This window comes from Photobacterium angustum (genome assembly GCF_003026365.1).
GTDB classification, from domain to species: domain Bacteria; phylum Pseudomonadota; class Gammaproteobacteria; order Enterobacterales; family Vibrionaceae; genus Photobacterium; species Photobacterium angustum.
Window position 1 is genome coordinate 105,697 of the sequence record NZ_PYOM01000010.1, and the last position, 22,806, is coordinate 128,502.

Genomic DNA, 22,806 nt, shown 5'->3' on the forward strand with positions numbered 1-22,806 from the left:
AACGTTTAGTAAAGTGGCTTGTTGAGTACGCTATGCTTACTTTTTAATGTTTTATACCATTCAGGTTTAATATCTTGTGACTCAAATACCCATCTTGCTTCGTTGACAGTATTTTTTTCACTAACATATAAATCGAGGTATCCGCGGGCAAATAGTTCGACTATGCAGCGTGCTAAAGTGATATCAAAACGGTACAGTGGCCATAATGTAAAAAGTGACTGACCGGCCGTCACAAATTGTTTTTGCTTCACTAACTGTAAGGCGTAACTATACTCAGCACATTTGTTCTCATTAATTTTTGCAGTCTGTGCTTTTAGCCACATCTGCTTAATGACATTATGTGGTTCATTAGGTTGTAAATTAAAAATTTCGGTTAACTGTTTTACAAACTTAATGATATAAGTATGCATTGAAAGCTTAATGGCAGTACTTAGCGCAATAATAAGAAATTCGCTTGGTAATTCATTATATTCATGGTGCTCTACATAATTTAAAGCATTCATAAATTCACGATACGCAATCAAATTTGAATTATTTTCAGCGGCCTGATAAGCCTGTAATAGATAGACATAAGCGCGCTCGTGCTTAGTGATCTTCTGTTGCTGATTAATAGCGCTCCATAGCTTCTCAATCGACTGGTGCTTTTTGTTGTGCAGTTGTAGTTGTACCCACACTAAAAATGCGTAGTTTTGAGGTTTATCCCAAATGGAAAAACGCAGTGAAAAACAGGCTTCTCTGATATGACGTTCAATTTCAGTATCGTGTTGAAGACAAAACTCAATCCATATTAAACCAAACAAGCGGTAGAGATTATTACGGCTTACTTTATGCGCCGCTAACCAAAATTCATAGCCGATGCTTATACGGTTCTGTTTTAATGCAGAGCGAGCTTTAAGATCTAAAAGTGTTAAGTGTTGTTGTGGGCTAGAAGAATTAATTGACGTTAGCAATGGAGTAAGCTGGTCAAATTTATTTTGCTCTAACCACAATTGCGCTAATAATAATTTAGCAGGCACATAGTCATTTTGTTGAAGTAAACTATTTAGCATGACGTCAATATCGTCATAACTTGCCGTCACTTTATTAAGCAATAATCGTTTTGCCAAGGTTGTTACACTCGACCAATATTTATCACAATAAGAGTAGTTTTCAATAAACTCTTGTACGCCTAACCAACCTTTTGATTGGTATGTATTAAATACAGTATCTTCAAACTTGTGCTTATTAAAATGGACATTTATTCGTGATGTCAGTGTTTCTAAACGAAATGGCTTAATTAAATAGTCTGTAGGTTGGTATTCAGAAAAACCCATTAAAATTGATTCTGAATCATCTGCTGTAACAATAAAAATTAAAGGATGATGAGTGATCAATTGATTGTGATGTAGGCGTTCAAGTAATTGAAGACCTGTGCTACCAAGACCTAAATTAAAATCAATAAAAATGATATCGAATACATTACGCTGGCACAGTTTTATTGCATCTTGCGCATTTGATGCAAAATAAATTCGTTGTGCTTCAAATTTCGCTTTCAACAGAGTTAATTTAGTTGTTTGCTGAATAATTACACTGTCATCGACAATTAGAATTGATTGACTATTAACCATATAAGCTCAGAAAAGGGAAAATGCATTAAAATTTTGCAAAGGGAGAGGGATGATAGTAGCTAATTAAATAACCAACAAATATTCTTGTGTAACAAGATGTAACCTATATAAGATGCTGTTTTTAATTGGTTATTTTTATAGAGAATAGTTGTTGGTAGGCGTTTAAACGTTACCTGAGGAAGAGTTGTATGAAGGCGGTAGTGTTTATGAATGCTGATAATATTAATTATAAAAAAGAGATCGCTAAGTTAGCGACCTCTTTTAATATCAATAACGCACGGTTTAAGTTAATAGTTAACTTTCAGTGGCAAGGTGATTATTTTCTTCGCCAATGAAGCCACCGGTTTGATGAGCCCATAACTGAGCATAAATGCCTCTCTGATTAATGAGTTCTTGGTGTGTACCTTGCTCAATAATTTGGCCTTTATCTAATACGATAAGACGATCCATCGCTGCAATAGTGGATAAACGGTGGGCAATCGCGATAACTGTTTTGCCTTCCATTAATTCAACCAAACTTTCTTGAATCGCCGCTTCAACTTCAGAATCTAACGCTGAGGTTGCTTCATCTAAAATTAAAATTGGTGCGTTCTTCAGTAATACACGGGAGATAGCAATACGCTGACGCTGTCCTCCTGATAGTTTAACGCCACGTTCACCAACTTGAGCATCGTAACCAATATTACCAAACGGGTCTGTCAACGTTTCGATGAACTCATGGGCATGTGCTTGTTTGGTTGCGGAAAGTAGTTGCTCGTCACTGGCTTCAGGATCACCATAAAGAATGTTGTCTTTAATAGAGCGGTGAAGCAAAGATGTATCTTGCGTTACCATGCCAATTTTACTGCGTAATGAATCTTGCGTAACTTTCGCAATATCTTGACCATCTATGCGAATACTTCCTCCTTCTAAATTATGAAAACGTAATAGCAAGTTAACCAACGTTGATTTACCTGCGCCAGAGCGACCAACCAAACCGACTTTTTCACCGGGTTTAATATTCAACGAAAGATGATTGATAACATCTTTATTTTCGCCATAGTTAAAACTCACGTTATCAAACTCAATGCCGCCATTTTGCACCGCTAATGGTTTAGCGTTAGGCTCATCTTCAATTTCAACCGGTTTAGACAGCGTTTTCATACCGTCGACAACGGTACCCATATTTTCAAATAGCGCACCAACTTCCCACATGATCCACATCGACATGCCATTAATACGCAGCGCCAAACTAATCGCAATTGCAATCGACCCCACTTGGATTGCACTGTGCATCCATAGGTAAATAGAGAGGGCTGAAATAGAAAAAAGTAACAAGTAGTTAGCTAATTGAACGCAAATATCAAACCCAGTAACCAAGCGCATTTGATGATGAACCGTTGCAAGGAATCCTTTCATCCCTTTTTCTGCATAATCAGTTTCACGTTTACTGTGGGAGAATAATTTGACTGTTGCAATATTGGTATAACTGTCAACAATTCGTCCTGTCATGGTAGAGCGGGCATCAGCTTGCTCTGCTGCGACCTTCTTTAACTTAGGAACAAAGTGAATTTGAATACCAATATAGGCGATTAACCAAGCCAACATAGGTAACATCAATAGCCAATCAGCTTGAGCAAGGATCACTAGCATCGAAGTAAAATAAACAGAGACGTAAACGAAAACATCAGCCGTTTTCATTACTGTTTCTCTTACTGCAAGAGAAGTTTGCATTACTTTCGTTGCAATGCGTCCAGCAAAGTCATCTTGGTAAAACGAAAGGCTTTGTTTAAGCAGATAACGGTGGGCTTGCCAACGAATGGACATTGGGTAGTTACCCAGTAACGTTTGGTGTGATAGCAATGATGAGATCAAGACTAATAATGGCATGACAATAAGCACTACTAAAGATAACCAAATCAAGGTTGTCCCGTTTTCAGCTAAGAATGTTTTAGGATCACTTGCTGCTAGCCAATCGACTAACTTACCCATAAAACCAAATAGCACAACTTCAACGATTGCAATAATGGCACTGAGTAATGCCATGCAAAGTAGCGGTTTCTCAAACCCACGAGTGTAATAACGACAAAATGCAAAAATACCTTGGGGTGGTTGTGTGGGCTCTTGCTTTGGAAAAGCGTTAGTGAAACCTTCGAAGCGTTTGAACATAGTTCACCTAAGAATTGGTAGTAATCGAGTATGTGTGATTTAGCGCTATGTATTAACTCAATAGAAGAGAAAGCAGGATGAGTAGTGCAGAGTTAATATTAAGCTTTATCTGATTGTTAACAATTATGATAACAATTGGAGTGTACGTTTTTTATTCAATTCAATCAATGTGATAATTGCAGTTTATAAAATAGAAACAGGTCGGTAATTAGAGTGAAAAGATGGCGCTTAGAAAATTAGCATCTAAGCGCTGTTTATACTTGATTACCACAGCTCTACTTCAATGATTTCCGTTTGGATTTTGTAATCATTCATTTTTGGTACGGTAAAAATAATATCTTTACCTTTTTGCTGGGTTTTCGCTCGGAAGTAAGTATCAGGCATTCGCTTAATTGAGCGCCAAAGGGTCACATCTTGTGATTCAATTTTTTGATTATCAGCATTGTTTAGTGTTACGCGCAAAGCAATAGACATCACAGATTTAGAGCCTTGATTTGTCAACATGGTCGGAATAATCAGCTGCCCATCTTTGTATTGAGGTGCTTGTAAAAGGATATCAACGCCGCTGTTACTTAATTGCTGGATATTTTTGGGTTTGTTAAGTGATACGTCTACTGTTTTAGATGCGGTTACTAGCGGGATTGCATTTTGTGTCTCAGAATTTGCTTTTAAAGGCACTGCTTGAGAGGTAACCGAAGTTTTAGAATGAGAATGTTCAGATGTTAGTGTCTTGGTAGATGGCTGGTGATATTGCCAAGTGAAATCATCATGCAGTATAACTTGGCGACCATCTTCTAACGTGACCGTTTGATCTGCTGCCCAAACTGGTTGCACTGTTGTTAAAGCAACAACGAATAAACCGAGCTGAGTTGTTGTTTTCATTTCATATCCTTGGTGTTGAGTATCCGATTATTTTGATTTTATCAGTTTTATGCTTCTAATGGATAAACTGTCTATATTTTTGTTTGTAAGTTATATAAAAAAGGCTTGCCTCATGGCAAGCCTTTGCATTTATGTTGTGATTAGTCGAAATTATAGCTTTTTAGAGAAAATTCCACACAGTGCAATAATCGCTAAACCTAATAACATGATGTCGCCTTTATCACTATCAAATCCAGCTTTCACACCTGAAATAGCAACAATAGCGATAGCAACTGGAATGATATATTTAATCAATACATACCAAAGGTTGAAAAGTGGGAAAGACACTTTGCCATCATTGGTAATTTCTTTTTTCAGCTCACTTCGATCTAAACGCCAGCCAGCAAATAGACACACCAACATACCACCAACAGCAAGGAAGATTTTGTCAGTAAGTAAGTCGAAGACATCAAATGCCCCAGTGTCGAATAGTTTAGGACCAAAGCCACCAATAGATAGTGAAGCTAAGATACAAAGTAGAGCCATCACAATACTTGCGCTGATCACAGCAGTTACACGGCTTAAACCTTTCTCGTCAATTAAGTAAGCAACAACCACTTCTAGTAATGAAACAGATGAGGTTAATGCAGCCACACTTAAACCAACGAAGAATAGAAGTGCTAATATAAAACCAATGCCGCCCATTTCAGCAAACAATTGCGGTACAACAACAAATACCAAACCTGGACCTGCTGAAGGTTCCATGCTGAACGCAAACATTGCAGGGAACATAGCGATACCGGCTAGTAATGCTACCCCAGTATCCATTGCCGTAACCATAGCGGTGGTTTGTACAATATTCTCTTTTCTGCGTAAGTAACTACCGTATGTCAGCATACAGCCCATACCTAAACTTAGAGAGAAGAATGCCTGTCCCAATGCTGCAAGTACAACTGAGCTATCAATTTTTGAAAAATCAGGTTTGAACAAAAACTCTAAACCCGCCATTGCGCCAGGTAAGGTAAGGCCCTTGATTGAAACAATGATTAAGATGATAAAAAGCAGTGGCATTAACACTTTACCTGCTTTTTCTATACCACCAGAAACGCCTCGGATAACGACAAAAATATTAAATAAAAGGTAAAGTCCCATCCAGAAAAGCGGTTGTATAGGATCAGAAATAAAGCTACCAAAACTATCGTTAATAGCCGTTGGCGTACTTAATAATCCTGTTGAAATTTTATAGATGTAAGCAATGGCCCAACCACCAACAACAGGGTAGAAGCCCATAATCAGTAAGCCACTTAATACCCCCATGATGCCTACAAACGTCCAGCGACGATCGGTAGTTTTAAAAGCGCCAACGGCAGACAAACCTGTTTTACGTCCCACCGCAAATTCGGTTAGCATGACGCTAAAGCCAATAAAAATAACGAAAAATAGGTAAATAGCAACAAACGCGCCGCCGCCATTTTCGCCAGCAGTATAAGGAAACTTCCAAATGTTTCCTAAACCAACAGCAGATCCTGCTGCGGCCATAACAAAGCCAATTCGTGAACTCCAGTTTCCACGATCAGCGGTTGGAGAAGTTGATGTGTCCATAAAACATCCTGTTAATGATTGTTGTGAGTCATAATTGTTATAAATATTTAGTCTTAAATATCCTTTTTACCATCAGAAATATGCAAATCTTTGACCATAAATCGTAAAATAAAAAGATATTTAAGCTGATTGTGTTTACATAATTAACATTTTTATCACGCATTGGTGGGGTTGAAAATCATTAATTGTAATGAATTAGTTAATTTCTGGAAAAAATTTAGAAGTGTTATTTGAGGTTTACACTTTTTGTTTTTGTGCGCCGTTCAATTAATCTATTTATAAAAAAGTGAAAGATTATGCTGAAAATTAGCTTTCTATTGATAGTCTAAAAATAATAAAACAATTTCTTTTTACCTGCGGATCAAAGTTGTTTTATAAATTTATTGTGATTTTAGTTTGAATATGGAACAGTAAAACGAACAGCGTTCCATTTGGTTCGTTTATATAATAAAAGTCAGCTAATTGACCATAATGTGTAGTGCTGATAAGCCTCATTACACATTGCAAAAGGAAAGAGTCCCCCAATGTCACTTGTTATACCTATGGTTATTTATATTCAGCAGCACTTAGCCAAAGTTGCAGATAAAGCGCTTGCTGCCAATATGCAACAAACACTCAAGGTAAAGCAGCCTTGCTATGGGGTAAATGCTGAGCAACGAAGTAATATTTTTAAAGATGCGAGAGCACATACAAAGATTGATAACGCAGAAAATTATCGTCGCTTATTGCTTTGGCTATGGTCAGGTGTTTATCGTGAAGAGCGTTATTTAGCACTTGATGCTGGTGAGTATTATCATGCATTTATAAATGAGCATGCTTTTCATACTTATGAAGAAATGTTGGAAACCGTTGATGGGATTGATATTGCTGATCGCTTAGTCGAGCATTTAATCAGTCCTGTCGTGTTAGCGCATCGCGAATTTGAATCAAAACTGATTGAATGGCGAGAGTCTGATAATAAATGGTTAAGACGAGCGTCATTATTGGCGCATTGTAATCACAAAAAGCAAACTAATGTCGACTTACTGTGCGAGACAGTACTGCTATTAGCCGATGATAGTGATTATGAGGTACAGCAAGCGATAGGGTTAGTATTGCGAAATTACAGTGAAACCGATTTTCCTTTCGTTGATCATTTTCTTATATCGAATATTGGAATATTAACGCCGCAAGCTAGACGAGAAGCAAGAAAGCTCACATTGGGTTAATAGCAATATTTTATTGAGTATAAATTTAACGATAAAGCCCGTATTAAGTGATCACTCTTAGTAGAGCATATCAATTAAAACGTATACGGGCTTTTTGTTATTCAACAATAGTGACTTTTTCAATCACAATCGGATCACGAGGTACATCTTCATGATCGCGAATAGATAATGTTTTGACTTTTGAAATTTTGTTTACGACATCCATTCCTGCCGTTACTTGACCAAAAACAGTATATCCCCAGCCCACATTCGTTGTTGCTGTGTGATCAAGAAAATCATTGTCAGCAACATTAATAAAAAACTCAGCTGTTGCTGAATGTGGTGCATCGGTTCTTGCCATAGCAATAGTACCAATCACATTTTTCAGACCACGGTTGGCTTCATTAACAATGGGTGCGCGTGTTGGTTTTTCTTTCATTTTCACAGTGTAACCACCACCTTGGATCATAAAGCCTTTGATCACACGGTGAAAAATTGTGCCGTTGTAAAAACCGTCTTGGCAATATTTTAAGAAGTTCTTAACCGTGACAGGCGCTTTTTGCTTGTTCAGCTCAATCGTAATATCGCCAACATTGGTGGTAAAAATAATCATCTAAAACTAACCGTGGTGTAAATTGAATCGGGCAGTATACGTAATAGTTATAATTTTTGTAGTAAAAAAGTCATTAAAGATCGTGCACTAAAGATCATGGCTTAAATTGAAGATCACTATTGACGAGTCTTAATCCTGCTTCTCTACCTTGTTGATAACCTTGATCTAATTTAATGATATCTTTGGTTAATCTTTTGATCATAAACGTTTTATCAGGTGCGATAGCGGTGATTTTACAATCCTTTGGTGGATTATGAATAAAATATAGTGCCTTGTTATAGCGAGACTCTTTGGTTAAAAATTCTTGCCCAAACACGGGATTTGTACGGAATAAGCGACGTGTTAACCATGGCACTTGTCGATTTTTAGCAAACAAGCCTTGAGCATGAGATAAAATAACAGTGATATCACGTGCGCCTTTATTGTAAGCCTCGATCACAGGGATAGGATCGGCAATACCGCCATCGCTCATTTCAATACCATCAATTTGTGGAAATTGACGATAAATGATCGGTAGGGCGCATGTTGCAGTCATCACTTCATTTAGGTTGTTACGTGTCACTTCAACGTAGTTAGGTTCGCCCGTATCAACAACAGTTGTCGTGGCATATAGCGGCACATTACGACTTTCGTATTTGTTTAGCTCTAAAGGAAGGTTACTGATACTGGTGTTCCATAGCCAATCAATATCAATTAAGTTGCCACCTTTCACAAAACGCCTGTAATTAATGAACTCTTTACTGCGTGCGTATTCGGTAATAACTTTATAGTTACGTTGATAACTTTCACAAAGATACCCCATGAGTACCACAGAGCCTGCTGATACGCCGATAGTAAAATCAAATGGGTTATAACTACGTTCAATAAATGCATCTAATACACCTGTGGCAAAAATACCACGCATTGCCCCACCTTCAACAACCAAAGCGCGTTTACTCATTACTGTTCCTTATCCACAGGGATTCAATTATTCCATATTGGAATCAGGCGATAGTACCTTTAAGAATATCCACTAATTTAAATCTAGATCACGTTTTTATGAGATTTTTGTTATTTGACGTATGATGACGGGCATTATTTTGCGTGTTTCTTCTCCCACATATTAGATTAGGTTTTTTGATGCAAATTTTCCAAAAAGATGCGATTGAGTGGTTAACAGCTTTGCCCGATCAAAGTATCGACTTGATGATCACCGATCCACCTTATGAATCGCTTGAAAAACACCGCTCAGTGGGAACAACAACGCGACTAAAACAAAGTAAAGGATCGAGTAACCAATGGTTTGATATCTTCCCAAATGAACGATTTGAAAGTTTATTGACGCAAGCCTATCGCGTTTTAAAACAAAACAGTCACTTCTATTTGTTCTGTGATCAAGAAACAATGTTTCACATTAAACCCATTGCAGAGCAGGTGGGTTTTAAGTTTTGGAAACCCATTGTGTGGGATAAAGTTGCGATAGGGATGGGATACCATTATCGAGCGCGTTATGAATTTATTTTGTTTTTCGAAAAAGGTAAGCGAAAACTGAATAACTTATCGATTCCAGATGTATTGGAATGTAAACGTGTTTATCGTGGTTATCCGACAGAAAAACCCGTCCCACTATTAGAGATATTAATAGAGCAAAGTAGTGTTGAAGGTGATGTTATTGCCGATCCGTTTTTTGGTTCAGGCTCAACGTTAGTGGCGGCCGATAAGTTATCACGCCAAGCATGGGGTAGCGATATCTCTGATTCAGCCCATCAACATTTAAAACAACGTCTATCGTTGCGATAGACGACATTTTTTAAGCTAGGAACAAACATGACCCAACAGGGAAAAATTATTAGCTGGAATCAGCAAAAAGGTTTTGGATTTATTGCCCCAGATAACTGCGAGCAAGATGTTTTTTTTCACGTATCTGCCTTGCCAGATAAACAGTGTCGTCCTCGAATCAATGAGGCCGTAACATTTTGTATAGGTAAAGATAAAAAAGGGCGCATGTTAGCAACAACGGTGACATTTACCAAAGCACATTCAGGTTTAGACAAATACACCGCGCCTTTTTCAAAAGCACAGTGGTTTAGTGTTATCTTTTTGGCTTTTGTTGCGATATCTGTGTCGCTTTTTAATACCCCTTATCAAGTACTGATTGGATATTTAGTATTAAGCGTTGTGACGTTTGCGGTGTATGCGCATGATAAACGTGCTGCTAAGTTAGATAAATGGCGAACCAAAGAAGCAAGCTTGCATGTATTAGCGTTAGTGGGGGGATGGCCTGGTGCGTTGTGGGCACAAAAAATATTGCGTCATAAATCTCAAAAACAGCCATTTAAAACTATATTGTGGCTAATGATCATACTTAACTGTGCGGTGTTTATTCTATCGTTTACACCAGAAGGGGTGACGTTAATCAAGCAAGTGTTGCAGCTAATTTAAAATAGAACGTGATTCATTATAGTAATTAAACGCGTTCTATTAATCGCCCAGCACATACCCATTCATAGTGACGCGCTGGGCGATCAATCATTTATCGACTAATAGAAATGTAGCCATCTGCATCAGCAGACCAAGTAAAGTGCTGGTTATCTTTACCTGAAATAATCGCGCTACCATTTGTGATATACGGATGAACTTCATTGATATTGTATTGGTATGTCAGAGGTGATTTAGATTCTGTAGACCAGTATTTAGCATCGTTTTCCGCAGTATTAACGAACATGCCTTTAAATGTGATTTGATTACTATTGTTCATCGTCATGATGTAATCATCATCTGTTTTTTCATTCAGAGTTAATGATATTATTTCGCCATTTGTAATCGCGTTGTGGGTAGTAAACTGCATAGCTTCAATGGTATGAATAACTACTCTGTCAGTTTGTTTTTCTACCTTGATAAGACCTTTTGCAACATCAACATCAATATTTCCCTGAATTTCAGGGATATAACACTCATTAGAATTACCAACCGGTAGGTTTTCAGCGCAGTCCTTTGCTGCTTTTGCAACAACAGTTAAGGCGTCTGCAGTTATGTTTGCATAATTCTGTAAATCAGCTTGGCTCAAGTTATCAACGTCAATCCCGCCGTGCTCAACAACGTCATCACCAACATTACAACCCAATAATGTTGCTGCTACCATTGCCGCTACACATAACTTCTTCATGCAAGACCTTTTTCAATATATGAATAAATACTGCGAGCGATGGTAGGTTGTTAATAAATTGAAAGCAATCATTCGCAGTGTTAATGGATTGGTTTTAACAAAGAGATGACAGTAATGGTTGTTTTAAATGATTTTCATAACACTAATCTAATAAAGCAACTAAGATATTGAATGATGTTAACTGGGACTAGAAAAATAAAGGTTACTACTTATTACTATTATCGCAGATGGAAAAAATTTATTGTTTAATTAACAATTGGTTGAATATAAAAAATCCAGCACTAGGTTATAGTGCTGGATAAATGAATGCTAGGTGTAAACCTATTTAGCGATAATATCGCCATTGCTATCAGCAGACCAATTAAATTTCTGGTTATCTTTACCAGTGATTACGGCATCACCGCTGATAAAAGACGGAATTTTGGAATTTTCATTATATTTAAGCTCTAGCCCATTTGTAGACTCAGTAGACCAATATTTTGCATCGCTGTCAGCGGTATTAATGAGCATTCCCTTAAAGCTGACGTTATCAATACTGCCTGGTCGAGTTTCAATGGTCATGTTGTAATCTTTATCCAGGTTTTCACTGAAATTGAGTGAAATTACTTCACCGTTTGTCACTGCATTTGGAGAGGTAAACTCCATTGCTTTTGTTGTATGAACAATGACTTTTTGGTTTTCCTGTTTTTCAATTTCAATTTGACCTTTTGCTACAAGAATAGTTGTAGTTGTATTGTTAGCGCTAAGGTCAAACTGTTTTGTCTCGCCAACAGCCATAGCATTTGAAAAATCATCAGCCGCATGTGCGATGACTGCTAATGCATCGGCAGTTAACTCTGCGTATTCTTGTTTTTGGGTTTGAGATAAATTATTGATGTCGATACCGCCGTGTTCTACAACTTCGTCACCTGCATTACAACCAACAAGAACTGTAGCTACCATTGCTGCTAAACATAACTTCTTCATGTAAAACCCTTTTTTATAATATGAATAAATATTGCAGAAGATGTTAGGTTGTGAATGAATTAAAAGCAATCATTTGCAGTGTGAATAACTTACTTTTTACAGGGTTATGACAAAAGTAGCTATATTTGTGGGGTTATGTCAGGTAGTTGTCAGGTTTGAGGGGGAGGTTGTTGGTATTTTTCTTAGTACTTTCTAGATATATTCTCTTTGAAGTTAGCTGAATAGCTAACTCATTTTTGGACAAAAACGTGTTAGACACTCTGCTCTATTTGAGCTGGTAGGTATTGGTAACTACTTCACAAAGTACCTTTAGGGTACAAAAAGACCGCCACTGTGGACGGTCATTTAACAATAAAGCTATTTATGCGTACAAAGATGCTGCTATGTAACATACAAACCATTATTTAAGACTTTAAATTAATATTGACTATGAAACATTAACCTATGTACAAAAGCGGTTTATCGCAGTATGGAAAACGTTAGGCTATATTGAGGAACTAAATGGGTAAACAAGATCGAGAAATCATTGCTATTTTAAAGGATGTATTCCAATTAAATTTCGTAAAACCGATGAAGTCAGATCATCATTTAAGGATATGGATGATTCGCATGGCTTTTGCGGTATCGGTAATTGTAATTTCGATGCGAGGCATCTTAGGCCTTACTGGACACGAAATTACTCCAGATATTTCCTTAATGTCTAATACCTCAATTACATTTTTCTTTACGTTATTGTTCTTACACATTAACAACGAAATGGAAGATACGAGTATCATTATGTTTGTATTAACTTGGCTGTCATTAATATTAGCTGTGTATGTGTAAGAACTCACATAACATAGTGACTGGTAATCTTAATTATTTCGTCTAATCTAAAGCGATCCGATACGCGGTAACGTCCCAGATACAAAAAGACCGCCTCGATGGGCGGTCATTTAACAGTAAAACTATTTATGCTGACTGATTGGTTTAATTCATTGTTTGAATGATTGGTAGATTTGGCCACGCAAGTCAGACTTTAAAGATAAGATTATATCGTTTGAATCTTTGTCAACTTTACTAAAGAGACGTTTAAACTCTGCAGAATCAGGATTTTGATCGTGAGCCTTATTCAATTCATTACGATCAAAGATGTGTTCTCGAATTTTGCTATGTAAATCTTCATTGTCTACTAAAAGCAAAGTTTCAGATAGCGATGTCAAATGAATGAAAGGCGAATCATCTTCTGAATTAAAGCCCATAGATATTAGATTTTTTGTTGCCTCAGAATATGCAATATACCGTTTTTCTCTTAACCAATTATCTAACTCTTTCTTTTTTAGAAATCTTTGTAAAAGAAAAATATCTATTAATTTTACAATTACTCCGCCGAGACCGAATGCCGTTACTAAAGTAACAAAACTATCCATATATCTTCCTATAAAAATCTAATGTTAGTTAGGATCCTAAATTGCCTTAAATCAGTCCTATTTAACAATATGCATCTAAAGCGATCCGATACAGATACGCTGTAACGTATTGACAAAGTTATTCTTAGAGCGATATCACAAAACAAATAATACCCATGAGGCATAATACAAAACTTGAAGTTTGGCTCCCCCTAAACTTCAAAAGATATAAGCTTCCTTACTCAAAAAAAACTCTTGCTTGGCCGCCGGTGTTTTTTTTTGCCTAAATATGTCCCATTTAACATATTCAATCTATCGCGATCCGATACGCGGTAACGTCCCAGATACAAAAAGACCGCCTCTATGGGCGGTCATTTAATGCCACTATATTTTCCCGAAGAGAACCTTCTCATATTGATCTACTCTTTGATGTCATTGGTTAACATAGCGTTTGACTATCAACGATAACTGTTCCAGTCGCGATAACGCAATCAGTTGAGTCATGCTTTGAACGAATCAGCCCTCCACAAAGGGAGGGCTGGGCACTTTATCTAAATCGCTAAGGGGTTACCTAAGAGCTCTGAAATGACTTAAGAATCATTACTCATTCACGAGCGTTACTGCTTCGCGAGTTAGGCGTGCAAGCTCTTCCCAGTTACCAGCTTCGATCAGTTTCTTGTCTACCATCCATGTACCACCACATGCCAATACGCGTGGGATAGCTAAGTAGTCTTTGATGTTCGCTGGGTTAATGCCACCAGTAGGCATTAGTTCGATGTCGGTGTATGGCGCAAGCAGTGATTTCACCATGTTGATGCCGCCAGAGGCTTCTGCAGGGAAGAACTTCAAGGTGGTCAATCCCATTTCCAGCGCGGCTTCAACTGTGCTTGGGTTGTTCACACCCGGTACGATATCAATCCCGATTTCTTGGCATGCTTTAACGGTATTTGGATTAAAGCCAGGTGATACGATAAAGGTTGCTCCTGCTTCTTTTGCGGCGATAGCTTGTTCACGGTTCAGTACAGTGCCAGCGCCAATCAGCATATCTGGCTGGGTTTCACTTAGTAGACGAATTGCTTGTTCAGCCGCTGCTGAACGGAAGGTGATTTCAGCAGCAGGTAATCCGTTCTCCGTAAGTACTTTACCCAATGGGATAATATCTTCTGCTTTATCGATGGCGATAACAGGGATAACTTTCAGAGCTTTCAATTGTTCTTTAATGCTAGACATGAATGTTCCTTAAACGACGTCAAGCGCCGGTTGTGTTAATGCTTTAGGAATGATGGCACCGCGATGTTGAATCACAGTTCTTGCCAGTGCATTGCCTCTTTGACATGAGGTCACTAGATTTGCACCAGTGAGGTATGCAGATAAAAAACCACCATTGAATGAGTCGCCCGCTGATGTGGTGTCCACTACTTGAGCGACGGATTGGGTTGGCACAGCTTGTGGAGCCAGAGACGCGCTCGACCCCTGATTTTTCGAGTCTTGAATCAAACAGCCATCTGCACCTAGTTTGACGATACATTTTCCCACGCCAAGAGTCGTAAGGCGTTCAATCGTTTGTTCTGGTGTTTCGTCTCCCCAGAGCAAATGCTCATCATCAAAAGTGACCAAAGCAACGTCTGTCAGTTGATACATGGCTTGGTAAACGTTTTTGACGGCTTGATTATTGTCTTCAGGCCACAGTGCAGGGCGGAAATTACTATCAAACGCGATTTCAACGCCTTGGGCTTTAAGCTCAACCAATAAATTGAGTAGTGAAATTTGGTCTTCTTCTGGCAAGATGGCTAAAGAGATACCGCTGAGAAACACAGTATCCACTTGGGTTAATGCCTGCTTAACTAGTTCAAAGTTAGGATGTTGAAGTAGGTAACGTGCTGCTGATTGGTTACGCCAATATAGAAACGTACGTTCGCCTTGGTCATCAAGTTGAATCAAGTATAAGCCCGGTGTACGAGTCTCATCACGCAGTACTAAGTCTGTCGAAACGCCTTCCTCTTCCCAGCGAGTCAGCATGCCCGTACTGATTGGGTCATTGCCAAGCGCTGTAACGTAAGAGATCTTAACCTCATCAGATTTGCGATTGGCTTCACAGCCACGGCTTAAATAAACCGCAGCATTCAGCGTATCTCCACCAAATGTTTGATGCATTGAGCCAAACGGTTTGCCATTCAGCTCAATCATACATTCACCTATAATAGCGATGTGCTTCATGGATTACGCCCTCTCTTCAAAGTAGCATTTTGCGTTACCAAAACAGATGTCTTCTACCATAGGACCAAGCAACGATAAGTCATTAGGAACTTCACCGTTCTCAGCCCAGCGACCGACGATGTTACACAGGATGCGACGGAAGTATTCGTGGCGGGTGTATGACAAGAAGCTGCGCGAGTCTGTCAGCATACCGACAAATTGGCTGAGTAAACCAAGTTGAGAAAGCTGCTCCATTTGGCGTTGCATGCCGTCTTTCTGATCGTTGAACCACCAACCGGAGCCAAGCTGCACTTTGCCCGCGATGCCGCCACCCTGGAAATTACCAATCATGGTCGCCATCATTTCGTTATCACGAGGATTCAAACAGTAAAGAATGGTGCGAGGCAGCTCGTTGGTTTGGTCCATTTCATCTAATAGATGTGCCAGTTCAAAAGCAAAGGGGCGATCGCCAATCGAATCAAAGCCAGCGTCGGCACCTAATAATTGGAACATGCGTGTGCTGTTGTTACGTTGAGCGCCAATATGGAGCTGCATGACCCAGCCCAACTGCGCGTAGCGTTTGCCGAGCCAAACTTGAACCGCGGTAGAGAACTGCGCACATTCAAGCTCTGACAATACTTCACCATTCAAACGACGAGCCAGCAACGCATCTAAATCCGTTTCGCTTGGAATTGGCGCGTAACGGACGATCTCAATACCGTGGTCTGCCGCACGACAACCATGTGCATCGAAGTGTGCCAAACGTTTATCGAGTGCACTCAATAAATCATCAAAGCGGCGGATCTCTATGTCTGCTGCTTCGCCCAGTTTTTGCACGTAATCCGCAAACATATCCAGTTCGATCTTGAACACTTTATCCGGACGCCAGCTCGGCAGCACTTTGACGTCAAAGGTATCGTCATTTGCGATCGCTTTGTGGTGTTCTAGTGAATCGATAGGATCATCGGTCGTGCCCGTCATTACGACGTTCATTTGCTGCATGATGCCGCGAGCAGAAAATTCAGGTGTCGCCAGTAGCTCATTACATTGATGCCAAATTTGATCAGCGGTGTCTGGGCTAAACAGCGTATTGGTAATGCCGAATGGGCGACGCAGTTCTAAGTGCGTCCAGTGGTAAAGCGGGTTGCCCAAAGTTTGAGGAACCGTCTTTGCCCACGCCATGTATTTGTCGTAATCGCTTGCATCCCCCGTAATTAAACGCTCTTCAATACCTGCCGAGCGCATACCACGCCATTTGTAGTGATCGCTTTCAAGCCAGATTTGACCCAAGTTATCGAACTGACGATTTTGTGCCACTTCCGCTGGGTTTAGGTGGCTGTGGTAATCATAGATTGGCTGATGGTTCGCATGCTCATGGTACAAGCGACGTGCAGTTTCATTTGAGAGTAAAAAGTCTTCACACAAGAAATTCTTCATTGTTAACTCCGATTACAGCGCAGCGACAGTGGCACGAGCACCGTTATCAATTAGCGATTGGTAAGCGCTGCTCACCGCATCAATCACTTGTGGGTTTTGACCAAGCTCTGCAGGGAAGATTGCTTCAACAGCAAGCAACGCAGGCACAACAGAAACGTTCAAGCCGTGTTGGTCGCAAATTTGACGTAGTGTCTCTGCCATTGGATCGCGAACTTCAATGTCGTTGCCTTGCTCGTCAACACCGGATACATAGCGCATCCAACCTGCAATCGCCGTTGCCAACCATGAGAAGTTAGAACCTTGAGCAAGATGGAATCGTAAGCTGCCGCCCATGCGTTGTGGGATCTTCTGGCTGCCATCCATCGCGATTTGCCATGTTTTGTGTTTTAAGCTTGGGTTAGTGAAGCGCTCGATAAGCAGCTTAGCGTAGCCTTCTAAATCGGTGCCTTCTGGCATATCCAGCGAAGGCGCTTGTGCTTGCATCATCATGTCGAAGGCCGCTTTGCGGTAGCCTTCATCTGTCATAGTGTCAGAGATGTGCGCGTAACCGCCAAGGTAACCTAGGTACGCTAGGAACGAGTGGCTACCATTTAACATGCGTAGTTTCATTTCCTCGTAAGGCACAACGTCAGCAACAAATTCTGCGCCAGCCACGTTCCAATCTGGACGACCTGCCACGAAGTTATCCTCGATAACCCATTGACGGAAAGGTTCACAAGCGATGCCACATAGATCTTCACAACCAAGCAGCTCAGCGATTTCGGTCAGCGTCTCTTCGGTTGCAGCTGGCACTATGCGGTCAACCATGGTGCAGGGGAAGGTGACGTTGGTTTCAATCCAGTCGCGTAATTCTGGATCAAGCAGTTGAGCGAACTCAATTACAGCTGCTTTTGCAACATGACCGTTCTCTTGCACGTTGTCGCAAGACATAACGGAAAATGGTGTCAGACCGCGTTCACGACGCATTTTCAGTGCTTGGACGATGTAACCCAGTGCTGATTTTGGCTCCGTTGGGTTGGCAAGATCAGCAATGACTAACGGGTTGTTTTTATCAAGCGTGCCCGTCGCTGGGTCGGCGCAGTAGCCTTTCTCGGTAATCGTCATTGAAACGATCGCCACTTGTGGCTCTGCCATTTTTTCTAACACCGCTTGAATGCTATCGAGGCTTGGATGGCATGATTCGGTGACTGAGCCAATCACTTTTACCTCGGTCGACTCTGCGCCTTTTTCTGCAACTGTATATAGATGGTCTTGTGCGCGCAGCGATTGAATTAAGTCTTCACCACCAAATAGGTTGATTTCGCAAATGCCCCAATCCGAACCTGTTTTGCTCAACATTTCATTAGTGAATAGTGCTTGGTGTGCGCGGTGGAAAGCACCGAAACCAAGGTGAACAATACGGCTTTTAAGCGTTGAGCGGTCGTAGTCCGGAAGTAGAACGTTGTTATTCAACGTTGAATTCGAAATAGTTTTCATTGTGGTTTTCCTTTTCCCGCAGGCGAACCTGCGGAATGGTGTATTTTAATAATTCGTAATCTAGAACTTATAACTCAGCGCTTAGTAACCAAGAACAAGGTGAGGTAAGAACAGACTTAGCTGAGGAATAAAGGTCACGGCCATTAGTGCGGCAATCAGTGCAACGTAAAATGGAAGTAGAGGCTTAATCACTTTGTCGATGGCAACGTTCGCCACAGAACAACCGATGAACAACGCGCTACCGACTGGTGGGGTACAGATACCGATAGCCAAGTTGAAGGTCATGATGATACCGAAGTGTACTGGGTCGATACCCATATCCAGCGCGATCGGCAGGAAGATAGGCGTAAAGATCAGCACCGCAGGGGTCATGTCCATGAAGATACCGACAATCAGCAGAATGACGTTAATGATCAGTAGAATCATCATTGGGTTGTCAGAGATAGCCAGTAGGGCATCTGCAATCATGTAAGGAATGTCGGCGTTCGCCATCGCCCAAGACATGCCCATTGATGCGCCAACCAGTAGCAATACGATAGAAGTGGTAACCGCAGACTCTAGGATGATCTTTGGAATATCACGCCATTTCACTTCGCGGTAAATCAGCACCGCAAGCACAAAGGTATAAACCACCGCGATAGCTGAAGCCTCTGTTGCGGTGAAGATACCGCCAATGATGCCACCCATGATGATCACAATCAGTGAAAGAGATGGAGCTGCTTTCAAGAAGGTAGTCCATACCAATGCAAGAGAAGGACGTGCTGCCACTGGGTAGCCTCGACGTTTCGCAATGATGCCGGCTACTATCATGATGCTCAGACCCATTAAGATGCCTGGAATGTAGCCCGCTAGGAACAATGCTGCAATAGATGTACCACCAGACACTAATGAGAATACGATCAACGTGTTACTTGGCGGGATCAACAAGCCTGATGGGCAAGAGGTGATGTTCACTGCCGCAGAGAAGTTTTCATCGTAGCCATCTTTCTTTTGTAGAGGAGACATGGTGCCGCCAACTGCTGCTGCAGACGCTACCGCAGAGCCAGATATCGAACCAAACATCATGTTCGCCATTACGTTTACGTGTGCAAGTGATCCTGGAAGGCGACCACCGAGCACTTTTGCAAAATTGATAAGACGTAGTGCGATACCACCTTGATTCATGATGTTACCCGCTAAGATAAAGAACGGGATTGCCAGTAAGGCGAAGTTATCAAGGCCTGCCGCCATTCGTTGCGCGACAACGGCTATAGCAGGCTCTAACGGTAAGCTCATTAAAATAGTGGCTAGCGATGATAAACCGATAGAGAAAGAAACCGGTACGCCAATCGTCAATAAGACTGCGAAGCTACCGAATAGGGTGAGAATTAATTGCCATTCCATTGTGGAAGCCTCTATTAATCAAGTTGTATGTCGGTGAGTAGGGTTTCACCAGACGTCAATTGTTTTACACGGTCGAAAGCAAATACCGCAGAGTAGAAGATCATTAGCGCGCCACTGATTGGTAGGCAAAAATAGATGTAGCCCATTTCTAAGCCAAGCGCGGGTGTCAACTGGCCAGTTGCCAATGTTTTTAGTGCGAGTTGGGTACCGCCATGGACTAAAACTACATAAGAAAAGATGGCAATAGCGATTTGAATAATGATTTCATTGATGAGTTTGCGTCTGCCTTGCAACTTCATTGTGAGCAAGTCGATAGCAAGGTGACGTTTAAGACCAGTAGTGTATGCAGCCCCAATTAACGCCACCCACATAAAGAGATAACGAGCAAGTTCGTCGGTAACGGTACTTGGTTTGCCAATCACATAACGTGATAACACTTGCCAGACTACGCAAATGACGAGGAAGCTCGAGAGAGAGACTGTAAAGGCAGCCAGCCCCCTGTTTATGTATTCGACCAATTTCTTCATTTTTATTTCCTTTAAGTAAATATGCGTCCCTCACATCGACTGGTTAACCAATGTGAGGTTTTTTTCTTTTAAGGGCAGTGATACACGCTAATTTGTCTGGTTGGATTATAAATTAGCCGATTTGGTTGTCCGTGAGTCGGCTCACAATTAAATTGGTTAACCAATTTAAGGGGGTTAATTGTGATTTTGGTCAATCAATTTGCATTTTTGTTTTGACGGTAGATTTTTTTATCGCCAATAATGGCCCGTATCAACAAGATACACTCTTGATAATTAAAACTACCCTACATATTGGATAACCAATCCAAGGAGAACAGAACAATGATGACGCGTAAGACTCTTTTAAGCGCTGTAGTAGGTACTGCACTGGCCTTCGGCGCCACAGCTTCTGCTTTTGCGACGACCACTTTAAAGCTGAGTCATAACCACCCTCGTGACCATGCCGTACATAAAGCAATGGACTTTATGGCAAAAGAAGTTAGTGAAATGACAGACGGTGAGGTTCGTATCCGTATTTACCCTGATGCACAGCTAGGTACACAGCGTGAATCGATGGAGCTAATGCAAAACGGTGCTTTAGATATGGTGAAGAGCAACGCAGCAGAACTGGAAGCTTTCTCCCCAGCTTACGCAGCATTCAACATGCCTTACTTGTTCCGTGATAAAGACCACTACTACAAAGTGACAGACGGTGAAGTGGGGCGTGAAATCCTGAATTCTTCAGCGGACAGCGGTTTTATTGGTGTGACTTATTACGATGCAGGTGCACGTAGCTTCTACACCAGTAAACCAATCAATACGCCTAAAGACCTGAAAGGTCTGAAAGTACGCGTACAACCGAGCCCATCTGCGATTGCGATGGTAAAAGCATTAGGTGGTAATCCGACACCATTGGCATACGGTGAGCTATACACAGCATTGCAACAAGGCGTAGTCGATGCTGCGGAAAACAATATCCCATCGTTCAGCTTGAGCCGTCACAGTGAAGTATCGAAATACTTCAGCTTAGATGAGCACACTATGGTTCCTGATGTCTTGGTTATCTCAACCAAGAGCTACGACAAACTAACGCCAGAGCAGCAAAAAGCATTGATGAAAGCAGCTGCAGACTCTTCGGAGTACATGAAGAAGCTATGGGCTGAGTCTGAAGCGAAAGAGCGCGCGAAAGCAGAGAAGGCTGGCGTGACGTTTGTAGAGCCAAATAAGGCTGCATTTGTTGAAGCTGTTAAACCTATGTATGCGGACTTAGAAAAAACAAATCCTGAATTAAATGAATTGGTTGAGAAGATCAAAGCCGTTAAGTAATTCATAAAGTTATTAGTAATAAATATTCGAAAACATAGTGTTACCACATTCTGGTATATAGAGGTTGACCAATTTTGATTGGTCGTTATGATGGCGTGAGAAGTAGATGGAATATAGTGACAATATCATCATGATGCCTTTTGAACCGAAAAGACCGTATCAAGAGATCGGTTTAGTCCTTAGACAAGAACTTATCAATGGCCGTTACGTGGTCGGAGATAGACTGCCGCCTGAACGCGATATCGCAGAACGTCTCGACGTTAGTCGCACAGTTGTGCGTGAAGCGATCATCATGCTGGAGCTGGAAAACCTTGTCGAAGTGAAGAAAGGTTCTGGAGTGTATGTCATCAATATTCCATCTCAACCGAACTCCCGTGAGAACGTGATCAGCGATGATGCTGGTCCGTTTGAAATGCTCCAAGCTCGCCAGTTGCTTGAAAGTAACATTGCTGAATTTGCAGCAATGCAAGTAACGCCAGGCGACATCGTGAAAATGCGCGCCGCCCTTAAGTTAGAACGAGAAGAACTCGCCAGTGGCACCGCAGATTGTAACGGTGATGAGAAGTTTCATATTTGCATTGCAGAGGCAACTCAAAACTCTGTTCTGGTAGACATGCTGAAGCAAACTTGGGATCGACGCGAGAGCAGCCCTATGTGGAGTAAACTTCATTCTCACATTGCTGGTCAAGAGTATCGTGAAGAGTGGTTAGACGATCACGCCAAAATCCTCGCCGCATTGCAGCGTAAAGATCCTATTGCTGCAAAAAATGCCATGTGGCAACACTTTGAAAACGTTAAACAGCGTCTGTTGGAGCTGTCTGACATTGATGACCCGAATTTTGATGGTTACTTATTCAGTTCTAACCCTGTTGTTCTGCAGGGTACTGAAAACAGTTAACTATATTACCGACTTCGGTCGGCTCTAATCAGCGCAGCTGCATTATCGTAGCTGCATATTAAGAAGT

21 protein-coding genes are annotated in these 22,806 nt (G+C 40.9%); 6 read left to right on the forward strand and 15 right to left on the reverse strand.

What is annotated here, in order from left to right; genetic code table 11:
- Window positions 1–5: 5 nt before the first annotated feature.
- From CTN01_RS12090 to CTN01_RS12105, 4 genes are all read right to left on the reverse strand, one after another.
- Window positions 6–1,607, reverse strand: coding sequence for a response regulator (locus CTN01_RS12090; RefSeq protein WP_045149392.1), 1,602 nt, complete (start codon window positions 1,605–1,607; stop codon window positions 6–8).
- Window positions 1,608–1,901: 294 nt separating this feature from the next.
- Entirely contained in the window at window positions 1,902–3,755 is a 1,854-nt protein-coding gene (locus CTN01_RS12095; RefSeq protein ID WP_045149391.1) for an ABC transporter ATP-binding protein, read from the reverse strand.
- A gap of 264 nt (window positions 3,756–4,019) precedes the next feature.
- The gene (locus tag CTN01_RS12100) at window positions 4,020–4,637 is read right to left on the reverse strand and encodes a DUF3157 family protein (protein ID WP_045149390.1); all 618 of its coding nucleotides are present in this window, start codon (window positions 4,635–4,637) and stop codon (window positions 4,020–4,022) included.
- Between the two features lie 150 nt (window positions 4,638–4,787).
- Window positions 4,788–6,218 (reverse strand): sodium-dependent transporter, encoded by a 1,431-nt coding sequence (locus tag CTN01_RS12105; RefSeq protein WP_105062040.1) that lies wholly within the window; start codon window positions 6,216–6,218, stop codon window positions 4,788–4,790.
- A gap of 524 nt (window positions 6,219–6,742) precedes the next feature.
- Here CTN01_RS12105 and CTN01_RS12110 point away from each other — a divergent pair.
- Window positions 6,743–7,426, forward strand: a complete 684-nt coding sequence (locus CTN01_RS12110) for a DNA alkylation repair protein (RefSeq protein WP_045149389.1) — start codon at window positions 6,743–6,745, stop codon at window positions 7,424–7,426.
- 97 nt (window positions 7,427–7,523) lie between these two features.
- Here CTN01_RS12110 and CTN01_RS12115 read toward each other — a convergent pair whose 3' ends face one another.
- Entirely contained in the window at window positions 7,524–8,018 is a 495-nt protein-coding gene (locus CTN01_RS12115; protein ID WP_045084233.1) for a peptidylprolyl isomerase, read from the reverse strand.
- Window positions 8,019–8,112: 94 nt separating this feature from the next.
- The gene (locus CTN01_RS12120) at window positions 8,113–8,958 is read right to left on the reverse strand and encodes a patatin-like phospholipase family protein (protein WP_045128719.1); all 846 of its coding nucleotides are present in this window, start codon (window positions 8,956–8,958) and stop codon (window positions 8,113–8,115) included.
- A gap of 179 nt (window positions 8,959–9,137) precedes the next feature.
- Here CTN01_RS12120 and CTN01_RS12125 point away from each other — a divergent pair, with 179 nt between their 5' ends.
- Both CTN01_RS12125 and CTN01_RS12130 read left to right on the forward strand, forming a co-directional pair.
- Window positions 9,138–9,797 carry a DNA-methyltransferase gene (locus CTN01_RS12125; RefSeq protein WP_005365740.1) on the forward strand — a complete coding sequence of 220 codons (660 nt, stop codon included), beginning with the start codon at window positions 9,138–9,140 and terminating at the stop codon, window positions 9,795–9,797.
- A 27-nt stretch (window positions 9,798–9,824) separates the two neighbouring features.
- Complete coding sequence (locus CTN01_RS12130; RefSeq protein ID WP_045149388.1) at window positions 9,825–10,439, forward strand: DUF1294 domain-containing protein; 615 nt, start codon at window positions 9,825–9,827, stop codon at window positions 10,437–10,439.
- Window positions 10,440–10,530: 91 nt separating this feature from the next.
- Here CTN01_RS12130 and CTN01_RS12135 read toward each other — a convergent pair whose 3' ends face one another.
- On the reverse strand, window positions 10,531–11,163 hold the full coding sequence (locus CTN01_RS12135) for a hypothetical protein (protein WP_045149387.1): 633 nt from the start codon (window positions 11,161–11,163) through the stop codon (window positions 10,531–10,533).
- 321 nt (window positions 11,164–11,484) lie between these two features.
- Window positions 11,485–12,129: a hypothetical protein gene (locus CTN01_RS12140; protein ID WP_045128716.1), complete on the reverse strand. Its 645-nt coding sequence runs from the start codon at window positions 12,127–12,129 to the stop codon at window positions 11,485–11,487.
- A gap of 501 nt (window positions 12,130–12,630) precedes the next feature.
- Here CTN01_RS12140 and CTN01_RS12145 point away from each other — a divergent pair.
- Window positions 12,631–12,954, forward strand: a complete 324-nt coding sequence (locus CTN01_RS12145; RefSeq protein WP_045149386.1) for a hypothetical protein — start codon at window positions 12,631–12,633, stop codon at window positions 12,952–12,954.
- Window positions 12,955–13,103: 149 nt separating this feature from the next.
- Here the strand turns inward: CTN01_RS12145 and CTN01_RS12150 are convergent, their stop codons facing one another.
- The 7 genes from CTN01_RS12150 to CTN01_RS12180 all read right to left on the reverse strand — a co-directional run bounded on the left by CTN01_RS12150 (window position 13,104) and on the right by CTN01_RS12180 (window position 20,536).
- Window positions 13,104–13,538: a hypothetical protein gene (locus CTN01_RS12150; RefSeq protein ID WP_045149385.1), complete on the reverse strand. Its 435-nt coding sequence runs from the start codon at window positions 13,536–13,538 to the stop codon at window positions 13,104–13,106.
- Between the two features lie 579 nt (window positions 13,539–14,117).
- Window positions 14,118–14,747: a bifunctional 4-hydroxy-2-oxoglutarate aldolase/2-dehydro-3-deoxy-phosphogluconate aldolase gene (locus CTN01_RS12155; protein ID WP_045149384.1), complete on the reverse strand. Its 630-nt coding sequence runs from the start codon at window positions 14,745–14,747 to the stop codon at window positions 14,118–14,120.
- Window positions 14,748–14,756: 9 nt separating this feature from the next.
- Entirely contained in the window at window positions 14,757–15,734 is a 978-nt protein-coding gene (locus CTN01_RS12160; RefSeq protein ID WP_045149383.1) for a sugar kinase, read from the reverse strand.
- Between the two features lie 3 nt (window positions 15,735–15,737).
- Window positions 15,738–17,150 carry a glucuronate isomerase gene (gene uxaC, locus CTN01_RS12165; protein WP_045149382.1) on the reverse strand — a complete coding sequence of 471 codons (1,413 nt, stop codon included), beginning with the start codon at window positions 17,148–17,150 and terminating at the stop codon, window positions 15,738–15,740.
- Window positions 17,151–17,162: 12 nt separating this feature from the next.
- The gene (locus CTN01_RS12170) at window positions 17,163–18,626 is read right to left on the reverse strand and encodes a mannitol dehydrogenase family protein (RefSeq protein WP_045149381.1); all 1,464 of its coding nucleotides are present in this window, start codon (window positions 18,624–18,626) and stop codon (window positions 17,163–17,165) included.
- Between the two features lie 81 nt (window positions 18,627–18,707).
- The gene (locus tag CTN01_RS12175) at window positions 18,708–20,009 is read right to left on the reverse strand and encodes a TRAP transporter large permease (RefSeq protein WP_045149380.1); all 1,302 of its coding nucleotides are present in this window, start codon (window positions 20,007–20,009) and stop codon (window positions 18,708–18,710) included.
- A 14-nt stretch (window positions 20,010–20,023) separates the two neighbouring features.
- A complete protein-coding gene (locus tag CTN01_RS12180) occupies window positions 20,024–20,536 on the reverse strand; it encodes a TRAP transporter small permease (RefSeq protein WP_045149379.1) in 513 nt (170 codons plus the stop codon).
- A 321-nt stretch (window positions 20,537–20,857) separates the two neighbouring features.
- Here CTN01_RS12180 and CTN01_RS12185 point away from each other — a divergent pair, with 321 nt between their 5' ends.
- On the forward strand, window positions 20,858–21,841 hold the full coding sequence (locus tag CTN01_RS12185) for a TRAP transporter substrate-binding protein (RefSeq protein ID WP_045149378.1): 984 nt from the start codon (window positions 20,858–20,860) through the stop codon (window positions 21,839–21,841).
- A 106-nt stretch (window positions 21,842–21,947) separates the two neighbouring features.
- Window positions 21,948–22,739 carry an FCD domain-containing protein gene (locus CTN01_RS12190; protein WP_045149377.1) on the forward strand — a complete coding sequence of 264 codons (792 nt, stop codon included), beginning with the start codon at window positions 21,948–21,950 and terminating at the stop codon, window positions 22,737–22,739.
- Window positions 22,740–22,806 lie beyond the last annotated feature (67 nt).